The organism is Idiomarina sp. D18 (genome assembly GCF_057748155.1).
This window is the reverse complement of sequence record NZ_CM173240.1, coordinates 1,496,608-1,518,273: the sequence shown is the minus strand read 5'-3', so window position 1 is coordinate 1,518,273 and position 21,666 is coordinate 1,496,608. Positions and strand designations below refer to the sequence as shown.

The following is a 21,666-nucleotide window of genomic DNA, read 5'->3' as shown; positions in this document are numbered from 1 at the left end:
CACATGAAAATTTGGGTGAGTGCAGCATTAGTGGTGCTAGGTAGTATGATGTCTGGGGCGGTACAGGCACAATCGTCAGAGCTATATCAACAGTTAGGCGAACGAAGCGGTATCGAAACGATCGTCGAAGAAATGCTACTTGGAGTGGCTGATGATGAGCGTATTGCGCATTATTTTGCTGATGTTGATATTCTACGTCTGCATAAGCTGATCAGCGAACAAGTGTGCAATGTCAGCGGCGGTCCGTGCGAATATACGGGCGAAAGTATGGCCGTTTCACATAACAACTTAGGGATTAATAACGCTGATTTTAATGCGCTAGTGGAGCATTTAATTGCCGCAATGGAACAGGAGAATGTCCCCGTTGCTGCGCAAAATGAGTTGCTCGCATTACTGGCACCGATGCACCAAGATATTGTGGAATAGTTAGACATCAAGTTAAGCATAAAAAAACCGGCAATGATTGCCGGTTTTTTTGTCGTAGAAAGGTTTATACGTTGAAGCGGAAGTGAATGACATCACCATCTTTAACGATATATTCTTTACCTTCAAGACGCCATTTACCGGCATCTTTTGCACCTTGCTCACCGTTATACTCAACGTAATCATCGTAGCCGACTACTTCGGCGCGGATAAAGCCCTTTTCAAAGTCAGTATGAATGCGTCCTGCAGCTTGCGGCGCACTGGCACCAATTTTTACCGTCCACGCGCGGACTTCTTTAACGCCCGCTGTGAAATAGGTTTGCAAATTAAGCAACTGGTAACCACCGCGGATCACACGATTGAGTCCGGGTTCTGCTTGGCCAAGCTCTTCTAAGAAGGCCGCTTTATCGTCGTCGTCAAGTTCAGCAATTTCTGATTCGATAGCCGCACATACTGGCACAACGACAGCGTTTTCTTTTGCTGCGATTTGACGCACAGTTTCTAGGTGAGGGTTATTCTCGAAGCCATCCTCGTTAACGTTAGCGATGTACATCGTTGGCTTAAGCGTTAATAAGTTATATGAACGAATAACCGCTTTTTCGTCGTCTGTTAAGTTAACAGAACGCGCCATTTCGCCTTCATCTAACGCCGGCTTGAGCTTCTCTAATACAGCAATTTCTGCTTTCGCTTGCGCATCGCCGCCTTTTGCTTTTTTGCCCAAGCGGTGAAGCGACTTATCGACTGAATCCAAATCGGCTAGTGCTAATTCAGTATTGATGGTATCGATATCATCCGCAGGGTTAATACCACCGCTGACGTGTACAATGTTATCGTCTTCAAAACAACGAACCACATGACCAATCGCATCGGTTTCGCGAATGTTGGCCAAGAATTGGTTGCCAAGACCTTCGCCTTTTGATGCCCCCTTAACTAAGCCCGCGATATCCACAAACTCCATCGTAGTGGGAATCACTTTTTGCGGGTTCACAATACTTTCGAGCACATCGAGGCGTGGGTCGGGAACCGCAACGACACCGGTATTAGGTTCGATGGTACAGAAAGGAAAGTTAGCCGCTTCGATACCGGCTTTGGTTAAAGCATTAAATAACGTGGATTTTCCGACGTTTGGTAAACCAACAATACCACAGCGAAATCCCATGAGATAAACCTCTATTTACTGGCACGAAAGCTGTGCAACTGCTGTAAAGCAGGGCCCCAACCTTCATCGATTAAAATATCAACAGCACGACTGGCTTCATCGATACACTCGTCGAGGAGCACGCGTTCGGACGCGGGCGGCTTGCCCAGTACGAACCCGGTCACTTGTGAACGGTGTCCGGGGTGACCAATGCCAATTCTTAAACGCATAAAGTCTTGAGTGCCCAGTTGAGCAATCGTATCCTTGATACCGTTATGACCGCCTGCGCCACCCCCTCGTTTGAATTTTGCTACGCCGGGATCGAGATCAAGTTCATCGTATGCGACGAGGATCTGTTCGGGAGCAATCTTATAAAAGCGTGCCATTGCAGCAATTGAAAAGCCGCTTTTATTCATAAAGGTCTGTGGTAATACAATGCGGAGATCACGAGTGGCGGTTTGATGTCGACCAATCAATGCTTTCGTTTTTGTATCGGCAGTGAGGGTTACGCCGTGACGACGGCAATAGGCCTCAACTAACCAAAAACCCGCATTATGGCGGGTTTTTTCGTATTCGGGGCCTGGATTTCCCAGGCCCACAAGCAATTTAACGTCTGTTCCCATTAGGGTTACCTAACGCTATTACTCGTCAGCGTCTTTTTCGTTCGCTGCAGGGACTTCGTCAGCTGCTGGTGCTTCGTCTTCAGACTCTTCTTTCTCTACGCGAGGCGCAGTGATTGAAACAACAGCTTGGTCGTGATCTTCACCTTTGGTTAACTCAACCAACTCAACGCCTTCTGGTAAGTTAAGGTCAGTTAGGTGAATAGTATCGCCTACTGACAAGTTAGCGATGTCAACTTCCAAGTACTCTGGTAAGTCTTTTGGTAAGACCATGATTTCTACGTCGTTCACGTGGTGAACAACAACACCGCCTTCATCTTTAACGCCTTTAGCTGTTTCTTCGTTTAAGAAGTGCAGTGGCACGTGAGTGTGCAACTTGTGACCTTTTTCAACACGTTGGAAGTCTAAGTGAGTTAACTTAGGCTTGTACGGGTGACGTTGCATGTCTTTCAAGATTGCTTGGTGTTTTTTACCATCAATCTCAAGCGTCAAGATGTGCGAATAAAAGGCTTCGTAGTCAGCCATGTTATTCACTTTGTTGTGGTCTAATTCAAGTGCGATTGGCTCATCTTTACCACCGTAAAGAATAGCAGGTACTTTGTCCGCATGACGCAGGCGGCGGCTCGCACCTTTCCCTTTGTCCGTACGAACGGTAGCTTTGATATTAAAATCTAATTTAGCCATGTGATTGGGCTCTCATCTGTTTATAAGTTAAAAATGTCAAAACTCGCGACCAAGTCTTGACCCAAAACTTGGAAACCGACTCAAAAGCCGGTTTCCAAGGGCGCGGAATATTACCACTGTTACCAAGTTAAAACAAGCGTTATAGCCAAGCCAACCTAGTAATCAAACATGGCTGAAATCGACTCTTCATTGCTAACGCGTCGCAATGCTTCTGAGAGCATGCCAGATAACGTGAGTTGATGTACTTTGCCGGTTGCTTTCATTTCTTCGCTCAGTGGGATACTGTCAGTGACTACGAGCTCATCAATGGCTGACTCTTTGATATTGCTGACAGCATTACCAGAGAATACAGGGTGAGTAGCATACGCAAACACGCGTTTCGCACCGTGTTGTTTAAGCGCCTCAGCAGCCTTACATAAGGTGCCACCGGTATCGATCATATCGTCGACGATGATGCAGTCACGATCTTTAATGTCACCAATAATATGCATAACCTGCGAAACGTTCGCTGATGGGCGGCGTTTGTCGATAATCGCGAGATCGGTATCGTCCATTAATTTGGCGAATGCACGGGCACGCACAACGCCACCAATGTCGGGTGATACGACGACCGGGTTATCGAACTTCTGGTTACGCATATGTTCGAGCAGTACGGGCGTGCCAAACACATTATCGACAGGTACGTCGAAAAAGCCTTGGATTTGCTCAGCGTGCAAATCAACCGTTAGCACGCGATCAACACCGACGCTCGATAAGAAGTCGGCGACAACTTTTGCCGTGATCGGTACTCGCGCTGAGCGCACTCGGCGATCTTGGCGCGCATAGCCGAAATAGGGCATAACAGCAGTAATACGACCGGCAGAAGCGCGACGCAGCGCATCAACCATGACGATAAGCTCCATCAGGTTGTCATTGGTGGGCGCACAAGTTGACTGCAATAAAAAAACGTCCGCACCGCGGACGTTTTCATTGATGGCGACACTGATCTCACCGTCACTAAAACGACCTACAGAGGCGTCTCCGAGTTTAATATATAGGCGGTCAGCGATTTTCTGCGCGAGTTCTGGCGTGGCGTTACCAGCGAAGAGTTTCATGTCAGGCACAACAAACCTCGACTAAATTTGGGTTAATGTCCGGATAAGCGATGAACGGTTCTGGCCCCGCACAACATAACTTTCGGGTAGTGAAAGTTGCGCTTGTGCAGCAATAGCTTGTTGCTGATTCGCAAAGCGAGTAAATAAGCAAGCACCTGTGCCAGTAAGCCGAGTCGGTCCATAGTTTAGCAACTGCGCGTGTAGCTTGGCAACTGCGGGATACTGCTTAAGCACCACGGATTCGAATACATTGTTGGTGTTTTGCCAGTCCCATTGCGAGGGAGATAAAGGCTTGCAGTCGCGTTTTAAGCCCGCATCAGCGAACAACGCTGCGGTTGAAATATTGACTTGAGGTTTGACCACTAAATAATAGCTTTGGTCGGGTTCAACGTCGGTGAATTGATCACCAATACCTGTGGCGAAAGCGCTGTGCCCATGAATGAAAATTGGCACGTCAGCGCCAAGTTCGGCACCGATGGTAAGCAATTGTTGTTTAGTAAAAGGTTGACCCCAGAGATAATTTAAGCCGACCAGCGTTGTGGCGGCATCGGATGAACCGCCACCTAATCCTGCCCCTTGGGGAAGTCGTTTTTCAAGCGTGATGCGTACGCCGAAGTACGACACCTGGTGCTGCTGACACTGATTAATGAGTCGCTGCGCCGCACGAAATACCAGGTTATCTTGGACGTTAATGGCGCTCTGTGTATCGATCAACTCAACTTCGTGTCCTGCTACCGATTCAAAAGAGAGCGTATCTTCGATATCAATAAACTGAAATAGCGTTTCTAGGTTGTGGTATCCATCATTACGTTTGCCAGTGATATGTAAAAATAAGTTTAGCTTTGCGGGCGCAGGTAGAACCAGTGAAGTCTGTGAATAGTTCATGAAACGACTCTACAATACCAAAGTGTTTAAAGAAGGTTGAGTTTGCCAGTTTTGCGCCTGAATTTTGAGTTTCAATTGGTCGGTTTCGGCATGTATTTGCTCAGGTAAAAGCTGCTGAGGTTGGTAAAACCATGTGAGCTGCCAATGATCACCTGCACTTGTTTTGTAATGTGCATTAATGAGCCGACCTTGTTTATCAAAGTGAAATTGCGTAAACCTCGGGTCGAGACGACCCAACAGCCAATGGGGCAACTCCTCTACCGGCAGCCGCATCCCAGTATATTGATAAAGCAGGTCTCGCGCTGAGCGGCTTTGTACCTGTTCGCCATCGACTTTTATCGTTGCAACCTGAGCGCTTATATTCAAATGGGCTAGTTCCCCACGTAAGGGATGTGTAATCACAATATCTTGCTGTTGAGGCGACGAACGCCAACTGAGATAAGCACTGTCTTTACTGTTTGATTTGATTTCTGTCAAGGCAAAGCGACCCGATAGCTGCCATCTATTTATTCGTTGCAAGCGTGTTTGGTGCGCTTGAACTTGCTGATTGGTAATATTAGTACCGACACTTTGTTGCGGTGGTTCGGGTATGCTACAGGCTGTTAAAACGAGGCTGCATAATAGCGTCAGCAATGTCCAACGAGAGATTTTTAACACCACAGGGGAATTCGCCTTTATCAATTAAAGAGGATAGAACATATCGTTTTGCGTAGTTGACCAGAATTGTCTGTGACTTTCAATAATCCCTCCGATCACGTACAATCCGCTCAGCGTTTTCAACCCTCTGTTAGAGTAAACCGCGACTCCCGATGACCATTTCAATTTTAGGCATAAACCATAGAACAGCACCTGTAGAGTTACGAGAGCGCGTAGCTTTTGGTCCGGTGCAATTAGAACAGGCGTTGACTGAGCTTAAGCAGTTACCTGGAATTGAAGAAGCCATCATTGTATCGACCTGCAATCGTACTGAACTTTATTGTCATGGTCATGCCGAACATCAGCCGATGCTGCATTGGTTGTCACAATTTCATGGCATCACGCCGAGTGAACTTGAGCAACATCATTATTATCATATTCAAGAAGATGCGGTTGCACATTTGATGAGTGTCGCTAGCGGTTTAGATTCATTGGTGCTTGGAGAGCCGCAGATACTGGGACAAGTGAAACAAGCATACCAGCAGGCGAAGCATTTTAATGTGGTGGGTGGTATTCTCGAGCGACTTTTTCAAAATACGTTCCGTGTTGCTAAAGCGGTTAGAAATGAAACCGAAGTTGGTCAAAATGCGGTGTCTGTCGCCTTTGCTGCTGTTAGTTTAGCTAAGCATATTTTCGGTGATTTAAAACATTCGAATGTACTTCTGGTGGGCGCTGGTGATACGTCTGAACTGGTTGCTCAACATCTTGTGCAGCAAGGTGTTAGCTCTTTAAACGTTGCCAACCGCACTTTGCAGCGTGCCACCGAACTGGCTCAACGTGTAGGCGCCGAGGCACACAGTTTGAGTCAGTTAGGTGAGTTATTACCGAATGCAGATATCGTAGTTAGCTCGACCGCCAGTACTTTACCGATTATTGGTAAAGGACGTGTTGAAAAAGCATTAAAGCAGCGTCGCCATAAACCCATTTTACTCATCGACTTGGCGGTACCTCGCGATATTGAGGAGCAAGTGAATGAATTGGATGACGCGTACCTCTATACGGTTGATGATTTACAAAATATAATCAGCGAAAATATTAAGAACCGCGAGCAAGCCGCGCAGCAAGCTCGCAAAATTATTGCTCGGGAAGCCAACCAATTTTTAGATTGGTTACGCTCCCTAGATAGCGTTACGTTAATTAGGGACTATCGGCAACACACACAGAAAGTTGCGCAGCTCCAGCTAGAAAAGGCGTTGGCGATGTTGCAACAAGGCAAGCCAGCCGAGCAAGTCATGCAAGTTCTCAGTCACAAACTAACGCAACAACTCGCGCACCGACCCACGCAGCTGTTAAAACAAGCGGGCGAGCAGGGTGACCAAACGACTTTGTCAGTGCTTCAGCGATTGTGGCTTGAGGATGATAATCAGAATAAGGAAACCAATTAAGCATGAATCCATCGATAGAGCGCAAGCTTGAGGGATTAATTGAGCGCTATGAGGAAGTGCAAGCACTACTGGGCGAACCTGATATTATTTCAGATCAGGATAAGTTTCGTTCATTATCAAAGGAATACGCTCAGTTAGAAGAAGTAGTCAGTGCGTTTAATTCTTATCGACAGGCGCAATCTGATCTAACCGCTGCACACGAAATGGCTGATGACGATGATCCCGAAATGCGTGAAATGGCAAATGAAGAGATTGCCGATGCTAAACAGCGGGTGGAAAGCCTAGAAAACTCATTGCAAGTACTACTGCTGCCTAAAGATCCAAACGATGATCGCGCATGTTACCTAGAAATCCGTGCGGGCGCAGGGGGTGATGAAGCGGCGATTTTTGCCGGCGATTTGTTCCGCATGTACAGCCGTTATGCTGAACAACACGGATGGCGCGTAAGTACTGTCAGTGCTAACGAAGGCGAACATGGCGGTTATAAGGAAGTGATTGCGCAGTTAAGTGGCGATGGTGTCTATGGTCGTATGAAATTTGAATCCGGTGGGCATCGTGTTCAACGCGTACCTGAAACGGAATCTCAAGGGCGGATTCATACGTCGGCATGTACGGTGGCGGTGTTGCCCGAAATTCCAGAGGCAGAAGCCATTGAAATAAATCCAGCTGACTTGCGCGTTGACACCTTTCGAGCGTCGGGCGCAGGTGGACAACACGTTAACCGAACGGACTCTGCGATTCGTATTACTCACTTGCCGTCGGGGGTGGTCGTTGAGTGTCAGGAAGAGCGCTCACAGCACAAAAACCGTGCCAAGGCGATGTCGGTACTGCAATCACGATTACAGCGCATGGAAGATGAGAAGCGCGCGCAAGAAGAAGCCAGTACCCGACGCAGCTTGGTGGGAAGCGGTGATCGTTCAGAACGTATCCGTACCTACAATTACCCACAAAGCCGCGTCACAGATCATCGTATAAACCTCACTCTATATCGCTTAGATGAGGTACTTGAGGGCGGGCTTGACCTATTGCTGGACCCGATTATCACTGAACATCAAGCTGACCAGCTCGCTGCATTGTCGCAAGATAATTAATGAACTTAAGTATCGAAGACGCGCTCAAGTGGGCGCGTCAACAGCTTGCAACGGATTCAGACTCAGCCGATGCTCAGGTTGACAGCCGCGTATTGTTATCTTACCTCCTCGATAAGCCATTGAGCTATTTCATGACGTGGCCGGAACGTCGTTTAACGGATGCACAATTTCAACAATTGCAAAACTGGGTTGCGCGACGTTGCCGAGGTGAACCCGTTGCTTATATTGTTGGTGAGCGAGAATTTTGGTCACTCTCTCTTGCGGTGGACAACAGTACACTGATCCCCCGGCCGGATACCGAATGCCTTGTAGAAACAGCACTGTCACTATCCTTACCGGCAGATGCACGGGTTTTAGATTTAGGTACTGGAACGGGCGCGATCGCACTGGCGCTGAAAAGCGAGCGTCCAGATTGGCAGGTGACCGCAGTCGATTGGTCAGCACCGGCAGTGTCGCTTGCTCAACGTAATGCGCGACGCCTTGGGCTTGCTGTTGAAGTTTTGCACAGTAATTGGTTCGACAGTTTGGCAGAGCGAAGCGCTTACGATCTAATCGTTAGTAATCCTCCCTACATTGCTGAGGATGATGCGCACTTAGCTCAAGGTGATGTGCGTTTTGAGCCCCGTTCGGCACTTGTCGCAGAACGCGCTGGGATCGCTGATCTTCATCACATCGCAGAACAAGGTCACGCGTACCTGAAACCGAACGGTTGGTTGCTAATGGAACATGGTTGGCAGCAAGCGCAAGCGGTTATAACTTTATTACGTGAATTCGGTTATAAAAACGTTAACATATGGCGAGATTATGGTAATGTCGAACGAATCACTGGCGGACAGAAAGTGAAATAAGAGAGAGACCATTATGAGCAATCAGTTCATGTTTGCTGATGAGCCGCAACACTCGCAACCTGCACTCCTAAAAGACAAATGGAAGGTGCTTATTGTTGATGATGAACCCGAGGTTCATGCGGTGACAAAATTGGCATTAAGCGATTTTGAGTTCCTCGGTCGAGGTCTTGATTTTTTCAGTGCTTTTTCGGGTGAAGAAGCGCGTCAATTGGTGGATCAACATCCTGATGCTGCCATTCTATTACTCGACGTGGTGATGGAATCTGACGATGCGGGCTTGAAAGTCGCTCGTTATATTCGTGAAGAAGCGGATAACCACTACACTCGGATTATTCTTCGCACAGGTCAGCCAGGGCAAGCGCCCGAGCGTACAGTGATTGTCAATTATGATATCAACGACTACAAATCTAAAACTGAGCTTACTGCGCAGAAACTGTTTACTGCGGTGATGTCGTCGTTACGTTCGTACCGCGATATCATGTCGGTCGATCAAAGCCGTCAGGGCCTCGAGAAAATCATTGAAGCATCGGCCAACTTATATACATTGCAACCTATGCAACAGTTTGTTGACGGTATTGTCCAGCAGCTCAGTTGGGTGATCGGCGGAGCCAGGCAAACGTTGTATGCAACGGCGACCGACGATGGCCGTGCTTACCGTGTTGTCGCCGCCAATGGCGAGGATAGCGACGTTGCGATGGGGCAAACTTTGCGTGCTGTATTGCCGGGCAAGGCGCTCTCCGAGCTCGATAACGTCATCCGTGATAATAGCCATTATTATGGAGATGATTTTGTACTGATGTATTGTCGGAGCCATTGTCGTCCTCAAGGCTCTGTGTTGTTTATCGGTGGTATGTCGCGTGCGCTCACCGATGATGATCATCATGTCTTAAAGCTATTTGCTGAAAACGTGCAGAAAGCGCAAGACAATGTAGTGTGTATCGAAGATACAGACGTTCTTATGGCGGGCATTGCTGACCAACTGGTGCGCCTGCAAGCAGTGCACTTTGATAGCAGCACCGTTGGCGGGTCTGAGGCTATTGCTTATCGCATCGGCACTAGGTTATTCGATGAGACCACCGCCATCAATATAAGTTGTGCGTTGACGCTATATACACGCGCTAAACCTTTGTTGTCGTGTATTGAGCCTAACGCAGCCGCTCACGAAACCAGTTGCCAACAACGAATTGCGACGTCACTGCGAGGACTGAAAAATGGTCAAGAACAAGCAACACAATTTGCTTTTACGGCGTTAATGGATCGATTGGAGCGTTGGGATGGATTAGGCTTACCGGATGGCAAAAAGGGAAGCTCGATTGCTCAACCGACTCAAGTCATCTTGGTATCGGAACAAATCGCCGATTGGCGCGCGCAGGGATTGGCAGAAAGTGATATGATTACGCGTTTGCAAGACGAACGCGGGCGTTATTACTCTCCCGACTTTTTAGATAACGTCATTAAACACCTAAGCGGTGTCCTGGCGTAGTCATGATTAGCGCGTCTACTATGCAATTTTTTGACGGCAAGGAGAATTAATTTTGTATATCGCATTTAAACATTTGCACGTGCTATTTGTCGTGATTTCCGTGGCTTTATTTATGCTGCGTTTTTTCTGGGTGTTGAAGTCCCCTCAACAGTTACAGAAGAAGTGGGTGAAAATTGTGCCGCATGTGAACGATACTTTTCTTCTGTTAAGTGCCATCGCGATGATTATTATCGTTGGTGGGGCGCCTATTGGCGCAGCATGGCTGTCTAATAAAATTATTGGCCTTGTCGGCTACATTATTTTTGGTCTAATTGCTTTTAAGGCGTCGAGTGCTGCTTGGCGTTGGGTTGGATTTTTAGGTGCTGTGGCTTGGTTATTGTTTCTTTTCCATGTCGCTTATTCAAAAATGCCCGTACTGTTTGCGTAAAATACGCAAAACGCATTCATACACTCAATTTTACTTAGGTGACCATGTCGTATTCTTTTCTTGAGTCCAGTGAACAAGAATGGCTACCAACAATTGATATTATTTGGGAAATCAGTCGTCAACTTGGCTATCGAAAGGTAGCCGATATTGATGAATTTTGGCAACAAGTGGACAACTTTGGAGGTTTCGAGGAAGACGCCTCCGCGGCAGATAAAATGGCTCAGTTGGGACGTCATTTTTATCGCCAATTGGGTTACAGCGATGCGCCTGAATCATGGGTTAAATCCCATCGAATTTTAATCCATGATGTGTGTATGCAACGCACGGGTGTGCCCTTGGTGTTAGCAATGCTATTACACGCAGCGGCGCACCGTCATGGCTTGCATGTTCAACTGATTGACTTTCCCGGTTATCCGCTACTTAAATATGAAGCGCACAACCAAGCGTACTTTTTTGATCCTCATACGGGCGAGTCAGTGCGCTACGAAGATATTGTTCATCGGTTCGATCACCTGATGGACGGAGATGCTGAATTCTGTTGGGAGTGGGCAGAAGCAACACCGCAGTCAGCGCTTATCGAGGCGTATCTGACTGAATTAAAACAATGCTTCATGGCTGAGGCTCGCTTCGAGAAAGCGTTGCGTTGTATTGAGATGTTGCTCGTTTTACGGCCCAATGATCCCTATGAGATTCGAGATCGTGGTTATTTGTACGAAGAATTAGGTTGTCAGCATATTGCAGCAGACGACTATCAATTTTTCGTTGAGCAATGTCCCGATGACCCCAGCGCTCAGTTGTTAAAGTTACAATTGGAAAATTATGCTGGACCGTCGCATATTGTTCATTGATAAAAACAGTTTAATAAGAATGATTAAAATTAAGGAGTATCCAGATGCTGGCAGCTGCACCTAAGGTTGCAGAGACGACCGCTTTGATCACCAATGATGGTGTGATTATTGGCTTGCTATTAGCCATTTTAGGGTTGGTTTTTTATACCCACTCGAGCAAACATCCTGCGTTTGAAAAGTTTTATAAATACGTTCCAGCATTGTTGCTGTGTTATTTCATTCCATCACTGCTGAACACATTTAATATTGTCGATGGCAATGCCACTGCTGTGACAGATATCACCATGGATTATCTCTTACCTGCGTGTATGGTGCTATTGACTCTGAGCTTAGATCTGAAAGCGGTTGTAGGTTTGGGATCAAAAGCGCTTATTCTATTTTTAACAGGTACGTTGGGTATTGTTATAGGGGGGCCTATAGCGTTGCTGTTGGTCTCCTTAGTCTTCCCAGAACTACTGGGTGGTGCAGGACCGGATGCGGTTTGGCGCGGTATGACTACGATTGCAGGTAGTTGGATAGGTGGTGGTGCAAACCAAGCGGCGATGAAAGAAGTTTACGAAGTCGGCGGCGACATCTTCTCTGCAATGGTTACAGTCGATATCATTGTTGCCAACCTTTGGATGGCTGTACTGCTTTATATGGCGGCAAACGCTAAGAAAATTGATGCGCGCACGGGTGCGGATACCTCGGCGATTGACGCAATTCGCGCGAAAGTTGAAAAATACGAGGCTGAACACGTGCGTAATCCCAGTTTACGCGACTTGATGTTGATTTTAGCTGTTGGTTTTGGGGTAGCGGGCTTGGCTCATTTACTGGCCGATTGGATAGCACCCGCCATCGGAGAGCATGCGCCGTACTTAAGTCGTTTTAGCTTAGATAGTTTGTTTTTCTGGGTCATCGTATTAGCAACAGCAGGCGGGATCGCATTATCGTTCACGCGTGCCCGGTCTCTTGAAGCGGCTGGCGCCTCTAAAATTGGTTCAGTTTTCGTTTATATTCTAGTCGCCAGTATTGGTTTACATATGGACGTCACCGCAATCGTTGATGCCCCTAAATATTTCTTGATAGGTGCTATTTGGATGATGATTCATGCAGGCTTGATGCTACTTGTTGCTAAGCTCATAAAAGCCCCTGTCTTTTACATGGCTGTGGGAAGTCAAGCCAATGTTGGCGGTGCTGCGTCCGCGCCCGTGGTTGCATCCGCTTTTCATCCTTCGCTAGCTCCGGTTGGTGTATTATTGGCCGTGATGGGTTATGCATTGGGTACCTATATGGCTTATTTAGCCGGTCAAATCCTGCGTGTTGTCGGTAGTTAAGGAGCGTTAGTATGCAATCCGTTGATATGGGTAATATTACGTTTGATAACCAGCGTCCGTTTGTTTTATTTGGCGGGCTCAATGTACTCGAATCTCGGGATCTCGCGCTCCGCACCGCTGAGCACTTTATGAAGGTGACCGAGGCATTAGGTATCCCTTATGTCTTTAAAGCATCTTTTGATAAAGCAAATCGCTCATCGATTCATTCGTTTCGAGGGCCCGGATTAGAGGAAGGCTTAAAAATATTTGAAGCTGTAAAACAGGCTTTTAATGTACCCATTATCACGGATGTACACGAACCTTATCAGGCCTCGCCGGTAGCTGAAGTCGCTGACATTATTCAGCTACCCGCCTTTTTGGCACGTCAAACCGACTTAGTTATGGCTATGGCAAAAACGGGCGCGGTGGTTAATGTTAAAAAACCGCAGTTTTTAGCGCCGCATGAGATGAAACATATCATCAAGAAGTTCAATGAAGCAGGCAACGAACGTATTTTGTTATGCGAGCGGGGGAGTTGCTTTGGCTATAATAATCTAATTGTTGATATGCTGGGCATGGATGACATGAAGTCAATGGCACCGGTCGTGTTTGATGCGACGCATGCTTTACAGCGGCCTGGCGGTCGGCTCGATTCGGCGGACGGTCGTCGGGCGCAAGCTGCCGAGTTAGCGCGTTCGGGAATGGCGCTGGGATTAGCCGGTCTATTTATTGAGGCACACCCAAACCCAGATGAAGCAAAGTGTGACGGTCCTTGTGCGCTACCATTGGCAAAACTCGAACCCTATTTGCAGCAAATGAAAGCAGTTGACGACTTGGTCAAATCATTTGCCCCCCTCGATACTACGAACTAAACCGTTGCCATGTTAAAGCCGTCACATATGCAGGCGCCAACTAAACTTACTGGCGTTGATGCGGCAAAAATTTTGTCGCGAGCAGTCGGCGGCTTGTTAGCATTGTTGTCCGTCGCAATGCTATTACCGTTTGCGGTAGCCGTCGCAAACAGCGAAAAAGAACAATGGACCTACCTCACGTTAGCTGTTATCGGAGTGGTAGTCGGTACCGCGTTGTTTCTACAAAAATCGGGTGATGCCAAATTACGAGCTAGACAAGTGTTTTTGCTGACATCACTCTGTTGGTTATCTGCAAGTCTATTCTCGGCATTGCCATTTATTTTCGCGCAACCCTACTTGAGCTTCGCAGATGCTTGGTTCGAATCAATGTCCGCCATCACCACGACAGGGGCTACGGTGATTGTTGGGCTTGATAACCTCCCTCGCGCGGTGCTGCTTTGGCGTGGCATGCTGCAATGGTTAGGCGGCATCGGTATCATTGTTATGGCGATGGCGATATTACCGTTTTTGCAAGTCGGTGGTATGCGACTTTTCCAAGCTGAATCCTCAGATATTTCCGGTAAATTTATGCCTCGTTCGAGCAATATGGTATTTGCGATTGGGCGAGTCTATATTCTTTTAACGCTTCTGGTGATGTTGCTGTATTGGTTTGGCGGGATGCACACCTTTGACGCGATTGTACACGGCATGACTACAATTGCGACGGCTGGCTTCTCCAATTATGATGCCTCGTTCGGACATTTTGCCGATAGCCCGTTTTTGATGATAACGGGAACACTCTTTATGGTCGCCGGTGCTTTGCCCTTTGTTTTATATATTCGTGCGCTGAAGGGGGATGTTGGTCCGCTGTATCAAGACTCCCAAGTACGTGCTTTTCTGATTTTTCTTGCCGTCGCAATTACCTTTATCACACTGGTGCACGGTACGCGTGGTCGAGATGTCTTTGATGCATTAATTCATACAGCCTTTAACGTGGTATCGGTCGTAACGACGACCGGCTACGCAAGCGAAGATTACGGACAGTGGGGAAACTGGGCATTAATGGTGTTTTTCTACTTGATGTTTGTCGGTGGTTGCACGGGCTCAACCGCTGGCGGTATGAAGATCTTTCGTTTTCAGCTCTCACAACTGCTACTCAAAAAGCAGTTTAGTCAGCTAATACACCCGAACTTAGTTAGGGTTCAAAGTTACCAAGATCGCCGTGTCAATGATGCCTTACTGGGTTCTATGGTCGCCTTTTGTTTTATGTATTTTCTCCTCGTTGCATTCATCGCGCTAGGACTATCTTTGTTTGATCTTGATTTCCTAACGGCGATCTCGGGTGCCGCTTCTGCCGTAAGTAACGTAGGCCCCGGTTTGGGTGAAGTAATCGGTCCCTCGGGTAGCTTCGCGAGTTTAGAGAGTGGTGCTAAATTATTACTGGTGTTTGCCATGTTAGCCGGGCGTCTAGAAATAATGACCGTGCTGATATTGTTTCATCGCCACTACTGGCGACACTGATACCTTTTTATCAAAACGTAGGACTAATTTATGGATCCTTGGTTGCTTGCCTTTTTTGTAAGCGGGGCTAGTGGCTTGATGACAGCACTAGGTTCCAGTGTTGTTCTTATTGGCTGGCAACCGAGTCAGCGTCATACCAATATTCTGCTTGGCTTTGCTGCTGGCGTGATGTTGGCTGCAGCGTTTTTCTCTTTGATTGTGCCGGCGCTAGAGATTGCCAGTAATCTCTATGGCGATGGGATCATTCCTCCGTTAATGGCGGTTACGGGTATCCTCGCTGGCGCTTTACTCATTGCTCTTATTGATAAGACCGTACCTCATGAGCATTTTATCAAAGGCACTGAAGGCCCCGTCAATTCACGTCTAAGTCGCTTGTGGCTATTCATTATCGCGATCACGATTCACAACATCCCAGAAGGCTTAGCGGTCGGTATAACGGCTGCTGGCGAGGACTGGGACGCAACTATAGCGATTGCCTCCGGTATTGGTTTACAAAATGTGCCAGAAGGGTTGGCCGTTTCTTTGGCCTTGTTAGCCCTTAACTATTCGCGATTTAAGGCGTTTTTAATTGGTGCTTTGACAGGGTTAGTTGAGCCGATAGGTGGTTTGTTAGGTGGGATTTTTGTTGGCTTAACGGAGTGGCTGTTGCCTTGGGGGTTATTGCTTTCAGCCGGAGCGATGATTTACGTCATTAGCCATGAAATTATTCCTGAAACTCACCGCGAGGGTGAGCATTCTAAAGCCAGTGGCGGGTTGATGGTTGGATTGGTCATAATGCTGTTTCTAGACGTATGGTTAGGTTGAGTTCATTCTATAGAGGATAAAAAACCATGTTTAAACGTTCAGTTTTAACCTTAACGTTGGCTACCACTTTGAGTGTCAGTGCGATTGCAAGCGCTCCTCAGCAAAAGACTTCGGCGCCGGGCTATTACCGTATGATGTTAGGTGATGTCGAGGTAACGGCTATATCTGATGGTACGACAGAGTTACCGGTGCATCAGCTGTTACAAATGGATGCGGACAAGGTGCGTGAAAAACTCGCCGAATTTTATCGTCAGTCACCGTTGGAAACCTCGGTCAATGCTTACCTTATTAATGACGGTGAGTCTCTCATTTTGATAGATACCGGTGCGGGCTCAATGTTCGGCGCATCTTTAGGTAATCTCGTCCGTAATATCGAGGCAGCTGGCTATAGTACCGATCAAATCGATGAGGTGTATATTACTCACATGCACTCAGACCATATCGGCGGGCTGATCGATGATGGAGAACGCGTGTTTAAAAATGCGACCGTTCGCGCGGATAAACACGACGCGGACTACTGGCTATCAAAGCAACAAATGCAACAAGTGCCTGAAGCACAACAGGGTGGTTTTAAAGCTGCGATGAAAGCCTTGGGTGCTTACGCAGAAGCCGGTCAGTTTAAACCTTTTGTTGCGGGCGAAACGCTCGCCGGAAATATAAAAAGTGTGGAAGCCTACGGCCATACGCCAGGACACACGATGTATCGGTTGGATGCAGGTGACCAAACCTTAGTCTTTTGGGGCGATATTATGCACGTCGCGGAAGTGCAGTTTGATCAACCGAAAGTGACGATTGCGTTTGATAGTAATCAAGATGAGGCGCGAGAGCGACGCATCAAAGCCTATGCTGAGGCAGAGAAAGAGGGTTATTACGTCGCGGGCGCGCATTTACCATTTCCTGGTGTGGGCCAAGTAAAAAGCGATGGCGATGCCTATGACTGGGTACCTGTAAATTACTCGCCGATGTGGTAACTTGCCATAATATTTCAGCGAACACTTGATCGCTGAAACGACATCGATTAAATTAAACGCATGTTTAAAATGTGTGTTTCTAATCATGTCTAATCTTAAAAGTCATGCTAGCGACGCCCCGTCATCAGTGCGGGCGTCGTCTAACAAGCCCTCAACACAGAAGCGGATACTCGATACCGCCGAGCGATTGTTTGCGAAAGAGGGGTTTGAACAAACGTCTTTACGCCAAATTACCCAAGAAGCGGATGTTAATTTAGCATCCGTCAACTATCACTTTGGTTCTAAGAAAGCACTCATTCAGGCTGTGGTAGCACGCTACATGGATGTGTTCATGCCTGCGCTGGATGAGGAGTTACGTGGTCTTGATGATGAATCAGCGCTAACAACATTGCAGGTGTTTGAAGCCTTCAAGCTGCCATTATTTTCGTTGAACGGTATTCATAAACGCGGCACCGAGCGCTTCCTTCGGCTACTCGGTTTTGCTTACTCAGAAACTCAGGGTCATTTACGACGCTATACGCAATCGGCATTCGGCAATGTGTTACAGCACCTTTTGTCGCTGTTACACCGAGCCAACCCAGAGCTTTCTGATGAAGAAATGTTTTGGCGCTTACACTTTGTACTTGGTGCGACTGTGTTTGCGCAGGTATCTGGGCAGGCACTGATTGAAATCGCCCGAGCTGAGTTTAATTATGAAGTGAATATTAAAACCGTCATTGAACATTTGATCGTATTTATAGCAGGTGGACTTGAACGTCCTTAAAGGCAGACAGCTCTGCTAGGTTGTTCTAGACTGACTGTAAGTCCCATTGTTTGGAGAGTTGAATGGAAATCTTGATATTAATTATCGTGCTGTTGGTCATTGTACTCGCAGTGGGTGATATTCGTCGCAGCTTAATTACTAAGCCTGTGTTCAAATTATTTAAACGCATTCTTCCGCCGTTGTCAGACACTGAACGTGAGGCAATGGAGGCAGGTGATATCTGGTGGGACGGCGAGTTGTTCAGTGGACGTCCAGATTGGCAGAAGCTACTAGAAACGCCCGAGCCGAAGTTGACCAGTGAAGAGCAGGCGTTCGTCGATAATCAGCTGGCTGAGTTATTGGATATGTTGGATGATTTTAAAATCGTTCAACAAGATAGGGATTTGCCTAAACCTGTTTGGGACTTTTTACGCAAGGAGCATTTCTTTGCCATGATTATTGGTAAGGAATATGGTGGTTTAGATTTCTCTCCAGCGGCTAACTCATACATTGTTTCGCGTATCGCGTCACGCTCTATCAGTGCTGCGGTATCGGTGATGGTGCCGAACTCTCTCGGTCCAGGCGAGCTGTTAACGCATTACGGTACGGATGAACAGAAAAACTATTGGCTTCCGCGTTTAGCGGACGGTACGGATATCCCATGTTTTGCATTAACGGGTCCCGAAGCAGGCTCTGATGCAGGTGCTATTCCCGATGAAGGCATTATTTGTAAAGGTGAACACGAGGGCAAAGAAGTCGTTGGTATTCGTCTAAATTGGTCAAAACGTTATATCACGCTGGCGCCCTCAGCAACGGTGCTGGGTTTGGCATTTAAGTTGTACGACCCTGAAAACTTATTAGGTGATAAGAAAGAGCTGGGTATTACCTGCGCTTTGATCCCGACATCACACAAGGGGGTGGTCACTGGGGACCGTCACTTCCCGCTGAATCAAGCGTTTTTAAATGGGACCACCTACGGTGAAGATGTTTTCATTCCTTTAGAGTGGATCATTGGCGGTGCAGATTATGCAGGTAAAGGCTGGCGTATGTTGGTTGAATGCCTATCTGCTGGCCGTGGTATTTCATTGCCCGCATTGGCAGCAGCTTCCGGTCACGTCACGCAACGTATGACCGGCGCTTACGCCTACGTACGTCAACAGTTTGGTTTACCGATTGGTGTGTTCGAAGGTGTGCAAAGCGCTATGGGTAAAATTGGTGGAACAAACTACACCTTAGAATCGATGCGCCGACTCACCGTATCTGCGTTATGTCAGGGCAAATCACCTTCGGTTGTTACCGCTATGACGAAGTACCACATGACAGAGATGGGACGTGAGGTCATAGAACATGCGATGGATATTCATGCAGGTAAAGGGATCCAGCTAGGTCCACACAACTACCTGGGCCATAATTATATGGCGACGCCGGTCTCGATTACGGTCGAGGGCGCGAACATTCTTACTCGTAACCTGATGATTTTTGGTCAGGGGGCAACACGCTGCCACCCGTACGTCTTGGAAGAAATGAAAGCCGCTTCGAACCCAGATGAAGAGCAAGGCTTACTGGCATTCGATGGCCTGCTGATGAAACATGTTGGCTTCGCGGTCAGTAATGTGTTCAGCAGCCTTTGGATGGGGCTGACAAGTTCGCGCTTTAATGAAACACCGGTCAGTGGCGAAACCGGTCGTTATTATCAGCACTTAACACGCTTTAGTCGTGGCTTAGCCATGGCTGCGGATGTGTCGATGTTAATGCTCGGTGGTGACTTGAAACGTAAAGAAATGATCTCTGCGCGTTTAGGTGATGTTTTGAGTCACCTGTATATGGCGTCGGCGGTGTTGAAGCGTTTCGAGGACGAAGGACGGCAAGCAGCTGACTTACCTTATGTGCATTATGCGGTGCAAAGCCACCTGCATAAGATTGGTTACGCATTTGACGGATTCTTCCGTAACTTTCCTAAACGCTCAGTGGCGGTACTCATGCGTGCAATGGTGTTCCCACTAGGTAATCACTTTGCCCAGCCGTCGGATGAGTTATTACAAGATATTAGTACTGACATGATGAAGCCGGGTATCACTCGCGATCGTCACACGTTCTTATGCTACTGGAAAGACGACGAGAACGATATGACAGGTCATATGGAGAAAGCATTCTTAGCGATGTTGGATATGAAAGACGTCTATAAGAAGCTTCGTAAGGCCGAAAAGCGCGGTGAGCTATCGGGTAACTTGAATGGTCAGGCGTTAGCCGATAAGGCGAAAGAGCTTAATATTATCAGTGCAGAAGAAGCCGATAAGCTGGCTCATACTGAAAAACTTCGCATGACAGCGATTGGTGTCGATAGCTTTGCCCCCGGTATTATCGAAAACAATCAGTTCTATACCACGAAGGGTGATTTACGCAAACAAGCCGTGCGTGATTAACGCACGGCTCTGGGCGTGGTATTTACTGTAATGTGGCGCGCTTATCTTTCATGGTAAAGATAGGCGCGTTTTTGTAAGTCGGTGTTGATATTCGCTCCATAGCGGCCGTACTAACTGGACACTGACCGTTGACAATGAAATCGCGTGCAGCACCGGTTAGCGGATCGGCAAACTCGCCCCAATCAGCGACAATCGCATCATTTACCTGGCAGTCAGGTGATAGACCGTCGTAGTACTGACCTTGCCCCTCCGAGTTCACAGTTTCAAAATTAATAGCAAAGGTAACCTTATCGCATAGCTCTTGCGGCTGTTGGCCTACAGGTTTACCACAACTGGTTTCACCGATCGTGGTCACATTAACGTGCGGTCGTAATGAGTTAATCACCAGCTCAGAGGACGAGCAACTCGCTCCTGTGGTGAGTACAATGACTTGATCCAGATCGAGCTGACGGATGCCATCAACCAAACTAAAGGGCACCGTCTCATTTTGCGCCGCGTTATTATCATTGAAGCGATATTGAATGAAGGTTTTGCCCTGTACTTGCGTACCTGCGGTCTGGGTGGCAAGTTGGTTAGCATAACGAATTAACCCTCCGCCGTTGTATCGCAGATCAATCACTAAACGGTCGATGTTGTTGGCATCCAGTTCATTGAATACTTGATTGAGGTCGTTACCTGTCCGATTGATAAACGCATCAAGGGTAAAATAACCAACACTTTGACCATCAAGCTGCCAAATCGTTTGACCCATTACTGTGTTCGTTGCCACTTCATCCTTGGTAATCGTCGCGCTTTGCTCGTCCCCGGTCGGAGTTCGCCAGGTAATATCCCTTGTGATGCCTGACTCGGCAGGTCCCAATGCATTGTTGTAGGTCCCATTCGCGAGGAGTTGTGAAACGGGAACGCCATCGATCGCAATAATTTCGTCTGCACGGCGCATGCCAGCGTCCCATGCGGGTGAGTCTTGGTAGACGAAACGTAGTTTCACACGTTCAGCACTAATCTGTTGCTGAGAAAAGCCAAAGCCTGCGTATTCAGCTGAGACAAACAGGGCGTCATATTCATCTTGCGTCAAAATATAACTGTATCGATCTTCTGGCGCACGCAATTCGTCAAGTAGTTGATAAACATCGTCATAGGCCTCAGGGTCAATGGTTTGCGGTAGGCTGTCGTTCCAAAAATAATCTTCTTGCATGTATTCGAAGAAGCGTTGGTTTTGATCCGCGACAGAACACGTGGCAAAACCATCGCCGCTACCCGCGCTATTATCTCTACTGCTCGAAGATGAACCGCCGCAGGCTGCAAGCGCAGCGCACATTGAAAGTGACAAGAGCGTACGTACTGTCTTCATTTGAATCACCATTGTTAACAGTGTGTTAATCATCTTATTACATGCTTATTTTTTACATCGGTCAAGCTGTACAATTCAGCCACCTC

Annotated in this window: 21 protein-coding genes; 14 read left to right on the top strand and 7 right to left on the bottom strand. The window is 47.5% G+C overall.

Features of this window, described 5'->3' with window-relative positions:
• Window positions 1-3 precede the first annotated feature (3 nt).
• Window positions 4-426 (top strand): group I truncated hemoglobin, encoded by a 423-nt coding sequence (locus AC3AP5_RS07385; protein WP_487326409.1) that lies wholly within the window; start codon window positions 4-6, stop codon window positions 424-426.
• Between the two features lie 64 nt (window positions 427-490).
• On the opposite strand, the gene ychF is transcribed toward AC3AP5_RS07385, so the two are convergent.
• From ychF to lolB, 6 genes are all read right to left on the bottom strand, one after another.
• A complete protein-coding gene (gene ychF / locus AC3AP5_RS07380; RefSeq protein WP_071463587.1) occupies window positions 491-1,582 on the bottom strand; it encodes a redox-regulated ATPase YchF in 1,092 nt (363 codons plus the stop codon).
• 11 nt (window positions 1,583-1,593) lie between these two features.
• A complete protein-coding gene (gene pth, locus AC3AP5_RS07375; RefSeq protein WP_487326408.1) occupies window positions 1,594-2,184 on the bottom strand; it encodes an aminoacyl-tRNA hydrolase in 591 nt (196 codons plus the stop codon).
• A gap of 18 nt (window positions 2,185-2,202) precedes the next feature.
• On the bottom strand, window positions 2,203-2,865 hold the full coding sequence (locus AC3AP5_RS07370; protein WP_006955202.1) for a 50S ribosomal protein L25/general stress protein Ctc: 663 nt from the start codon (window positions 2,863-2,865) through the stop codon (window positions 2,203-2,205).
• Window positions 2,866-3,020: 155 nt separating this feature from the next.
• On the bottom strand, window positions 3,021-3,968 hold the full coding sequence (locus AC3AP5_RS07365) for a ribose-phosphate pyrophosphokinase (RefSeq protein WP_040487723.1): 948 nt from the start codon (window positions 3,966-3,968) through the stop codon (window positions 3,021-3,023).
• A 12-nt stretch (window positions 3,969-3,980) separates the two neighbouring features.
• Window positions 3,981-4,844: a 4-(cytidine 5'-diphospho)-2-C-methyl-D-erythritol kinase gene (gene ispE / locus AC3AP5_RS07360; RefSeq protein WP_286681737.1), complete on the bottom strand. Its 864-nt coding sequence runs from the start codon at window positions 4,842-4,844 to the stop codon at window positions 3,981-3,983.
• A gap of 9 nt (window positions 4,845-4,853) precedes the next feature.
• On the bottom strand, window positions 4,854-5,504 hold the full coding sequence (lolB, locus tag AC3AP5_RS07355; RefSeq protein ID WP_487326407.1) for a lipoprotein insertase outer membrane protein LolB: 651 nt from the start codon (window positions 5,502-5,504) through the stop codon (window positions 4,854-4,856).
• A gap of 149 nt (window positions 5,505-5,653) precedes the next feature.
• Here lolB and hemA point away from each other — a divergent pair, with 149 nt between their 5' ends.
• From hemA to AC3AP5_RS07290, 13 genes are all read left to right on the top strand, one after another.
• Window positions 5,654-6,925 (top strand): glutamyl-tRNA reductase, encoded by a 1,272-nt coding sequence (hemA, locus tag AC3AP5_RS07350; RefSeq protein WP_006955213.1) that lies wholly within the window; start codon window positions 5,654-5,656, stop codon window positions 6,923-6,925.
• Window positions 6,926-6,927: 2 nt separating this feature from the next.
• Window positions 6,928-8,016 (top strand): peptide chain release factor 1, encoded by a 1,089-nt coding sequence (gene prfA, locus AC3AP5_RS07345; RefSeq protein WP_348671221.1) that lies wholly within the window; start codon window positions 6,928-6,930, stop codon window positions 8,014-8,016.
• Entirely contained in the window at window positions 8,016-8,864 is an 849-nt protein-coding gene (prmC, locus tag AC3AP5_RS07340; protein ID WP_487326406.1) for a peptide chain release factor N(5)-glutamine methyltransferase, read from the top strand. Before prfA ends, prmC begins: the two co-directional genes overlap by 1 nt.
• Before the next feature lie 13 nt (window positions 8,865-8,877).
• The gene (locus AC3AP5_RS07335; protein WP_487326405.1) at window positions 8,878-10,347 is read left to right on the top strand and encodes a DUF3369 domain-containing protein; all 1,470 of its coding nucleotides are present in this window, start codon (window positions 8,878-8,880) and stop codon (window positions 10,345-10,347) included.
• 52 nt (window positions 10,348-10,399) lie between these two features.
• Window positions 10,400-10,774: a SirB2 family protein gene (locus AC3AP5_RS07330; protein ID WP_006955217.1), complete on the top strand. Its 375-nt coding sequence runs from the start codon at window positions 10,400-10,402 to the stop codon at window positions 10,772-10,774.
• Window positions 10,775-10,818: 44 nt separating this feature from the next.
• Complete coding sequence (locus tag AC3AP5_RS07325; protein ID WP_006955218.1) at window positions 10,819-11,622, top strand: SirB1 family protein; 804 nt, start codon at window positions 10,819-10,821, stop codon at window positions 11,620-11,622.
• A 44-nt stretch (window positions 11,623-11,666) separates the two neighbouring features.
• The gene (locus AC3AP5_RS07320; protein ID WP_272978257.1) at window positions 11,667-12,938 is read left to right on the top strand and encodes a DUF819 family protein; all 1,272 of its coding nucleotides are present in this window, start codon (window positions 11,667-11,669) and stop codon (window positions 12,936-12,938) included.
• 11 nt (window positions 12,939-12,949) lie between these two features.
• On the top strand, window positions 12,950-13,789 hold the full coding sequence (kdsA, locus tag AC3AP5_RS07315; RefSeq protein WP_286681741.1) for a 3-deoxy-8-phosphooctulonate synthase: 840 nt from the start codon (window positions 12,950-12,952) through the stop codon (window positions 13,787-13,789).
• 27 nt (window positions 13,790-13,816) lie between these two features.
• Window positions 13,817-15,289, top strand: a complete 1,473-nt coding sequence (locus AC3AP5_RS07310; protein WP_487326404.1) for a TrkH family potassium uptake protein — start codon at window positions 13,817-13,819, stop codon at window positions 15,287-15,289.
• 30 nt (window positions 15,290-15,319) lie between these two features.
• Window positions 15,320-16,093 (top strand): ZIP family metal transporter, encoded by a 774-nt coding sequence (locus tag AC3AP5_RS07305; RefSeq protein ID WP_006955222.1) that lies wholly within the window; start codon window positions 15,320-15,322, stop codon window positions 16,091-16,093.
• A 26-nt stretch (window positions 16,094-16,119) separates the two neighbouring features.
• Entirely contained in the window at window positions 16,120-17,064 is a 945-nt protein-coding gene (locus tag AC3AP5_RS07300) for an MBL fold metallo-hydrolase (RefSeq protein ID WP_487326403.1), read from the top strand.
• Window positions 17,065-17,149: 85 nt separating this feature from the next.
• A complete protein-coding gene (locus AC3AP5_RS07295) occupies window positions 17,150-17,827 on the top strand; it encodes a TetR/AcrR family transcriptional regulator (protein ID WP_272978259.1) in 678 nt (225 codons plus the stop codon).
• Window positions 17,828-17,889: 62 nt separating this feature from the next.
• Window positions 17,890-20,229, top strand: coding sequence for an acyl-CoA dehydrogenase (locus tag AC3AP5_RS07290; RefSeq protein ID WP_487326402.1), 2,340 nt, complete (start codon window positions 17,890-17,892; stop codon window positions 20,227-20,229).
• A 22-nt stretch (window positions 20,230-20,251) separates the two neighbouring features.
• On the opposite strand, the gene AC3AP5_RS07285 is transcribed toward AC3AP5_RS07290, so the two are convergent.
• Entirely contained in the window at window positions 20,252-21,580 is a 1,329-nt protein-coding gene (locus AC3AP5_RS07285; protein ID WP_487326401.1) for a S41 family peptidase, read from the bottom strand.
• Between the last annotated feature and the right edge of the window lie 86 nt (window positions 21,581-21,666).

What these genes read in the sequence shown, in the direction of transcription:
- AC3AP5_RS07385 (WP_487326409.1), top strand. Translation starts at nt 4, where the DNA reads ATGAAAATTTGGGTGAGTGCAGCATTAGTGGTGCTAGGTAGTATGATG.
- AC3AP5_RS07325 (WP_006955218.1), top strand. Translation starts at nt 10,819, where the DNA reads ATGTCGTATTCTTTTCTTGAGTCCAGTGAACAAGAATGGCTACCAACA.
- prfA (WP_348671221.1), top strand. Translation starts at nt 6,928, where the DNA reads ATGAATCCATCGATAGAGCGCAAGCTTGAGGGATTAATTGAGCGCTAT.
- prmC (WP_487326406.1), top strand. Translation starts at nt 8,016, where the DNA reads ATGAACTTAAGTATCGAAGACGCGCTCAAGTGGGCGCGTCAACAGCTT.
- AC3AP5_RS07335 (WP_487326405.1), top strand. Translation starts at nt 8,878, where the DNA reads ATGAGCAATCAGTTCATGTTTGCTGATGAGCCGCAACACTCGCAACCT.
- AC3AP5_RS07300 (WP_487326403.1), top strand. Translation starts at nt 16,120, where the DNA reads ATGTTTAAACGTTCAGTTTTAACCTTAACGTTGGCTACCACTTTGAGT.
- AC3AP5_RS07320 (WP_272978257.1), top strand. Translation starts at nt 11,667, where the DNA reads ATGCTGGCAGCTGCACCTAAGGTTGCAGAGACGACCGCTTTGATCACC.
- AC3AP5_RS07285 (WP_487326401.1), bottom strand. Translation starts at nt 21,580, where the DNA reads ATGAAGACAGTACGTACGCTCTTGTCACTTTCAATGTGCGCTGCGCTT.
- AC3AP5_RS07290 (WP_487326402.1), top strand. Translation starts at nt 17,890, where the DNA reads ATGGAAATCTTGATATTAATTATCGTGCTGTTGGTCATTGTACTCGCA.
- hemA (WP_006955213.1), top strand. Translation starts at nt 5,654, where the DNA reads ATGACCATTTCAATTTTAGGCATAAACCATAGAACAGCACCTGTAGAG.
- AC3AP5_RS07370 (WP_006955202.1), bottom strand. Translation starts at nt 2,865, where the DNA reads ATGGCTAAATTAGATTTTAATATCAAAGCTACCGTTCGTACGGACAAA.
- AC3AP5_RS07310 (WP_487326404.1), top strand. Translation starts at nt 13,817, where the DNA reads ATGCAGGCGCCAACTAAACTTACTGGCGTTGATGCGGCAAAAATTTTG.
- kdsA (WP_286681741.1), top strand. Translation starts at nt 12,950, where the DNA reads ATGCAATCCGTTGATATGGGTAATATTACGTTTGATAACCAGCGTCCG.
- ychF (WP_071463587.1), bottom strand. Translation starts at nt 1,582, where the DNA reads ATGGGATTTCGCTGTGGTATTGTTGGTTTACCAAACGTCGGAAAATCC.
- AC3AP5_RS07305 (WP_006955222.1), top strand. Translation starts at nt 15,320, where the DNA reads ATGGATCCTTGGTTGCTTGCCTTTTTTGTAAGCGGGGCTAGTGGCTTG.
- ispE (WP_286681737.1), bottom strand. Translation starts at nt 4,844, where the DNA reads ATGAACTATTCACAGACTTCACTGGTTCTACCTGCGCCCGCAAAGCTA.
- pth (WP_487326408.1), bottom strand. Translation starts at nt 2,184, where the DNA reads ATGGGAACAGACGTTAAATTGCTTGTGGGCCTGGGAAATCCAGGCCCC.
- AC3AP5_RS07295 (WP_272978259.1), top strand. Translation starts at nt 17,150, where the DNA reads ATGTCTAATCTTAAAAGTCATGCTAGCGACGCCCCGTCATCAGTGCGG.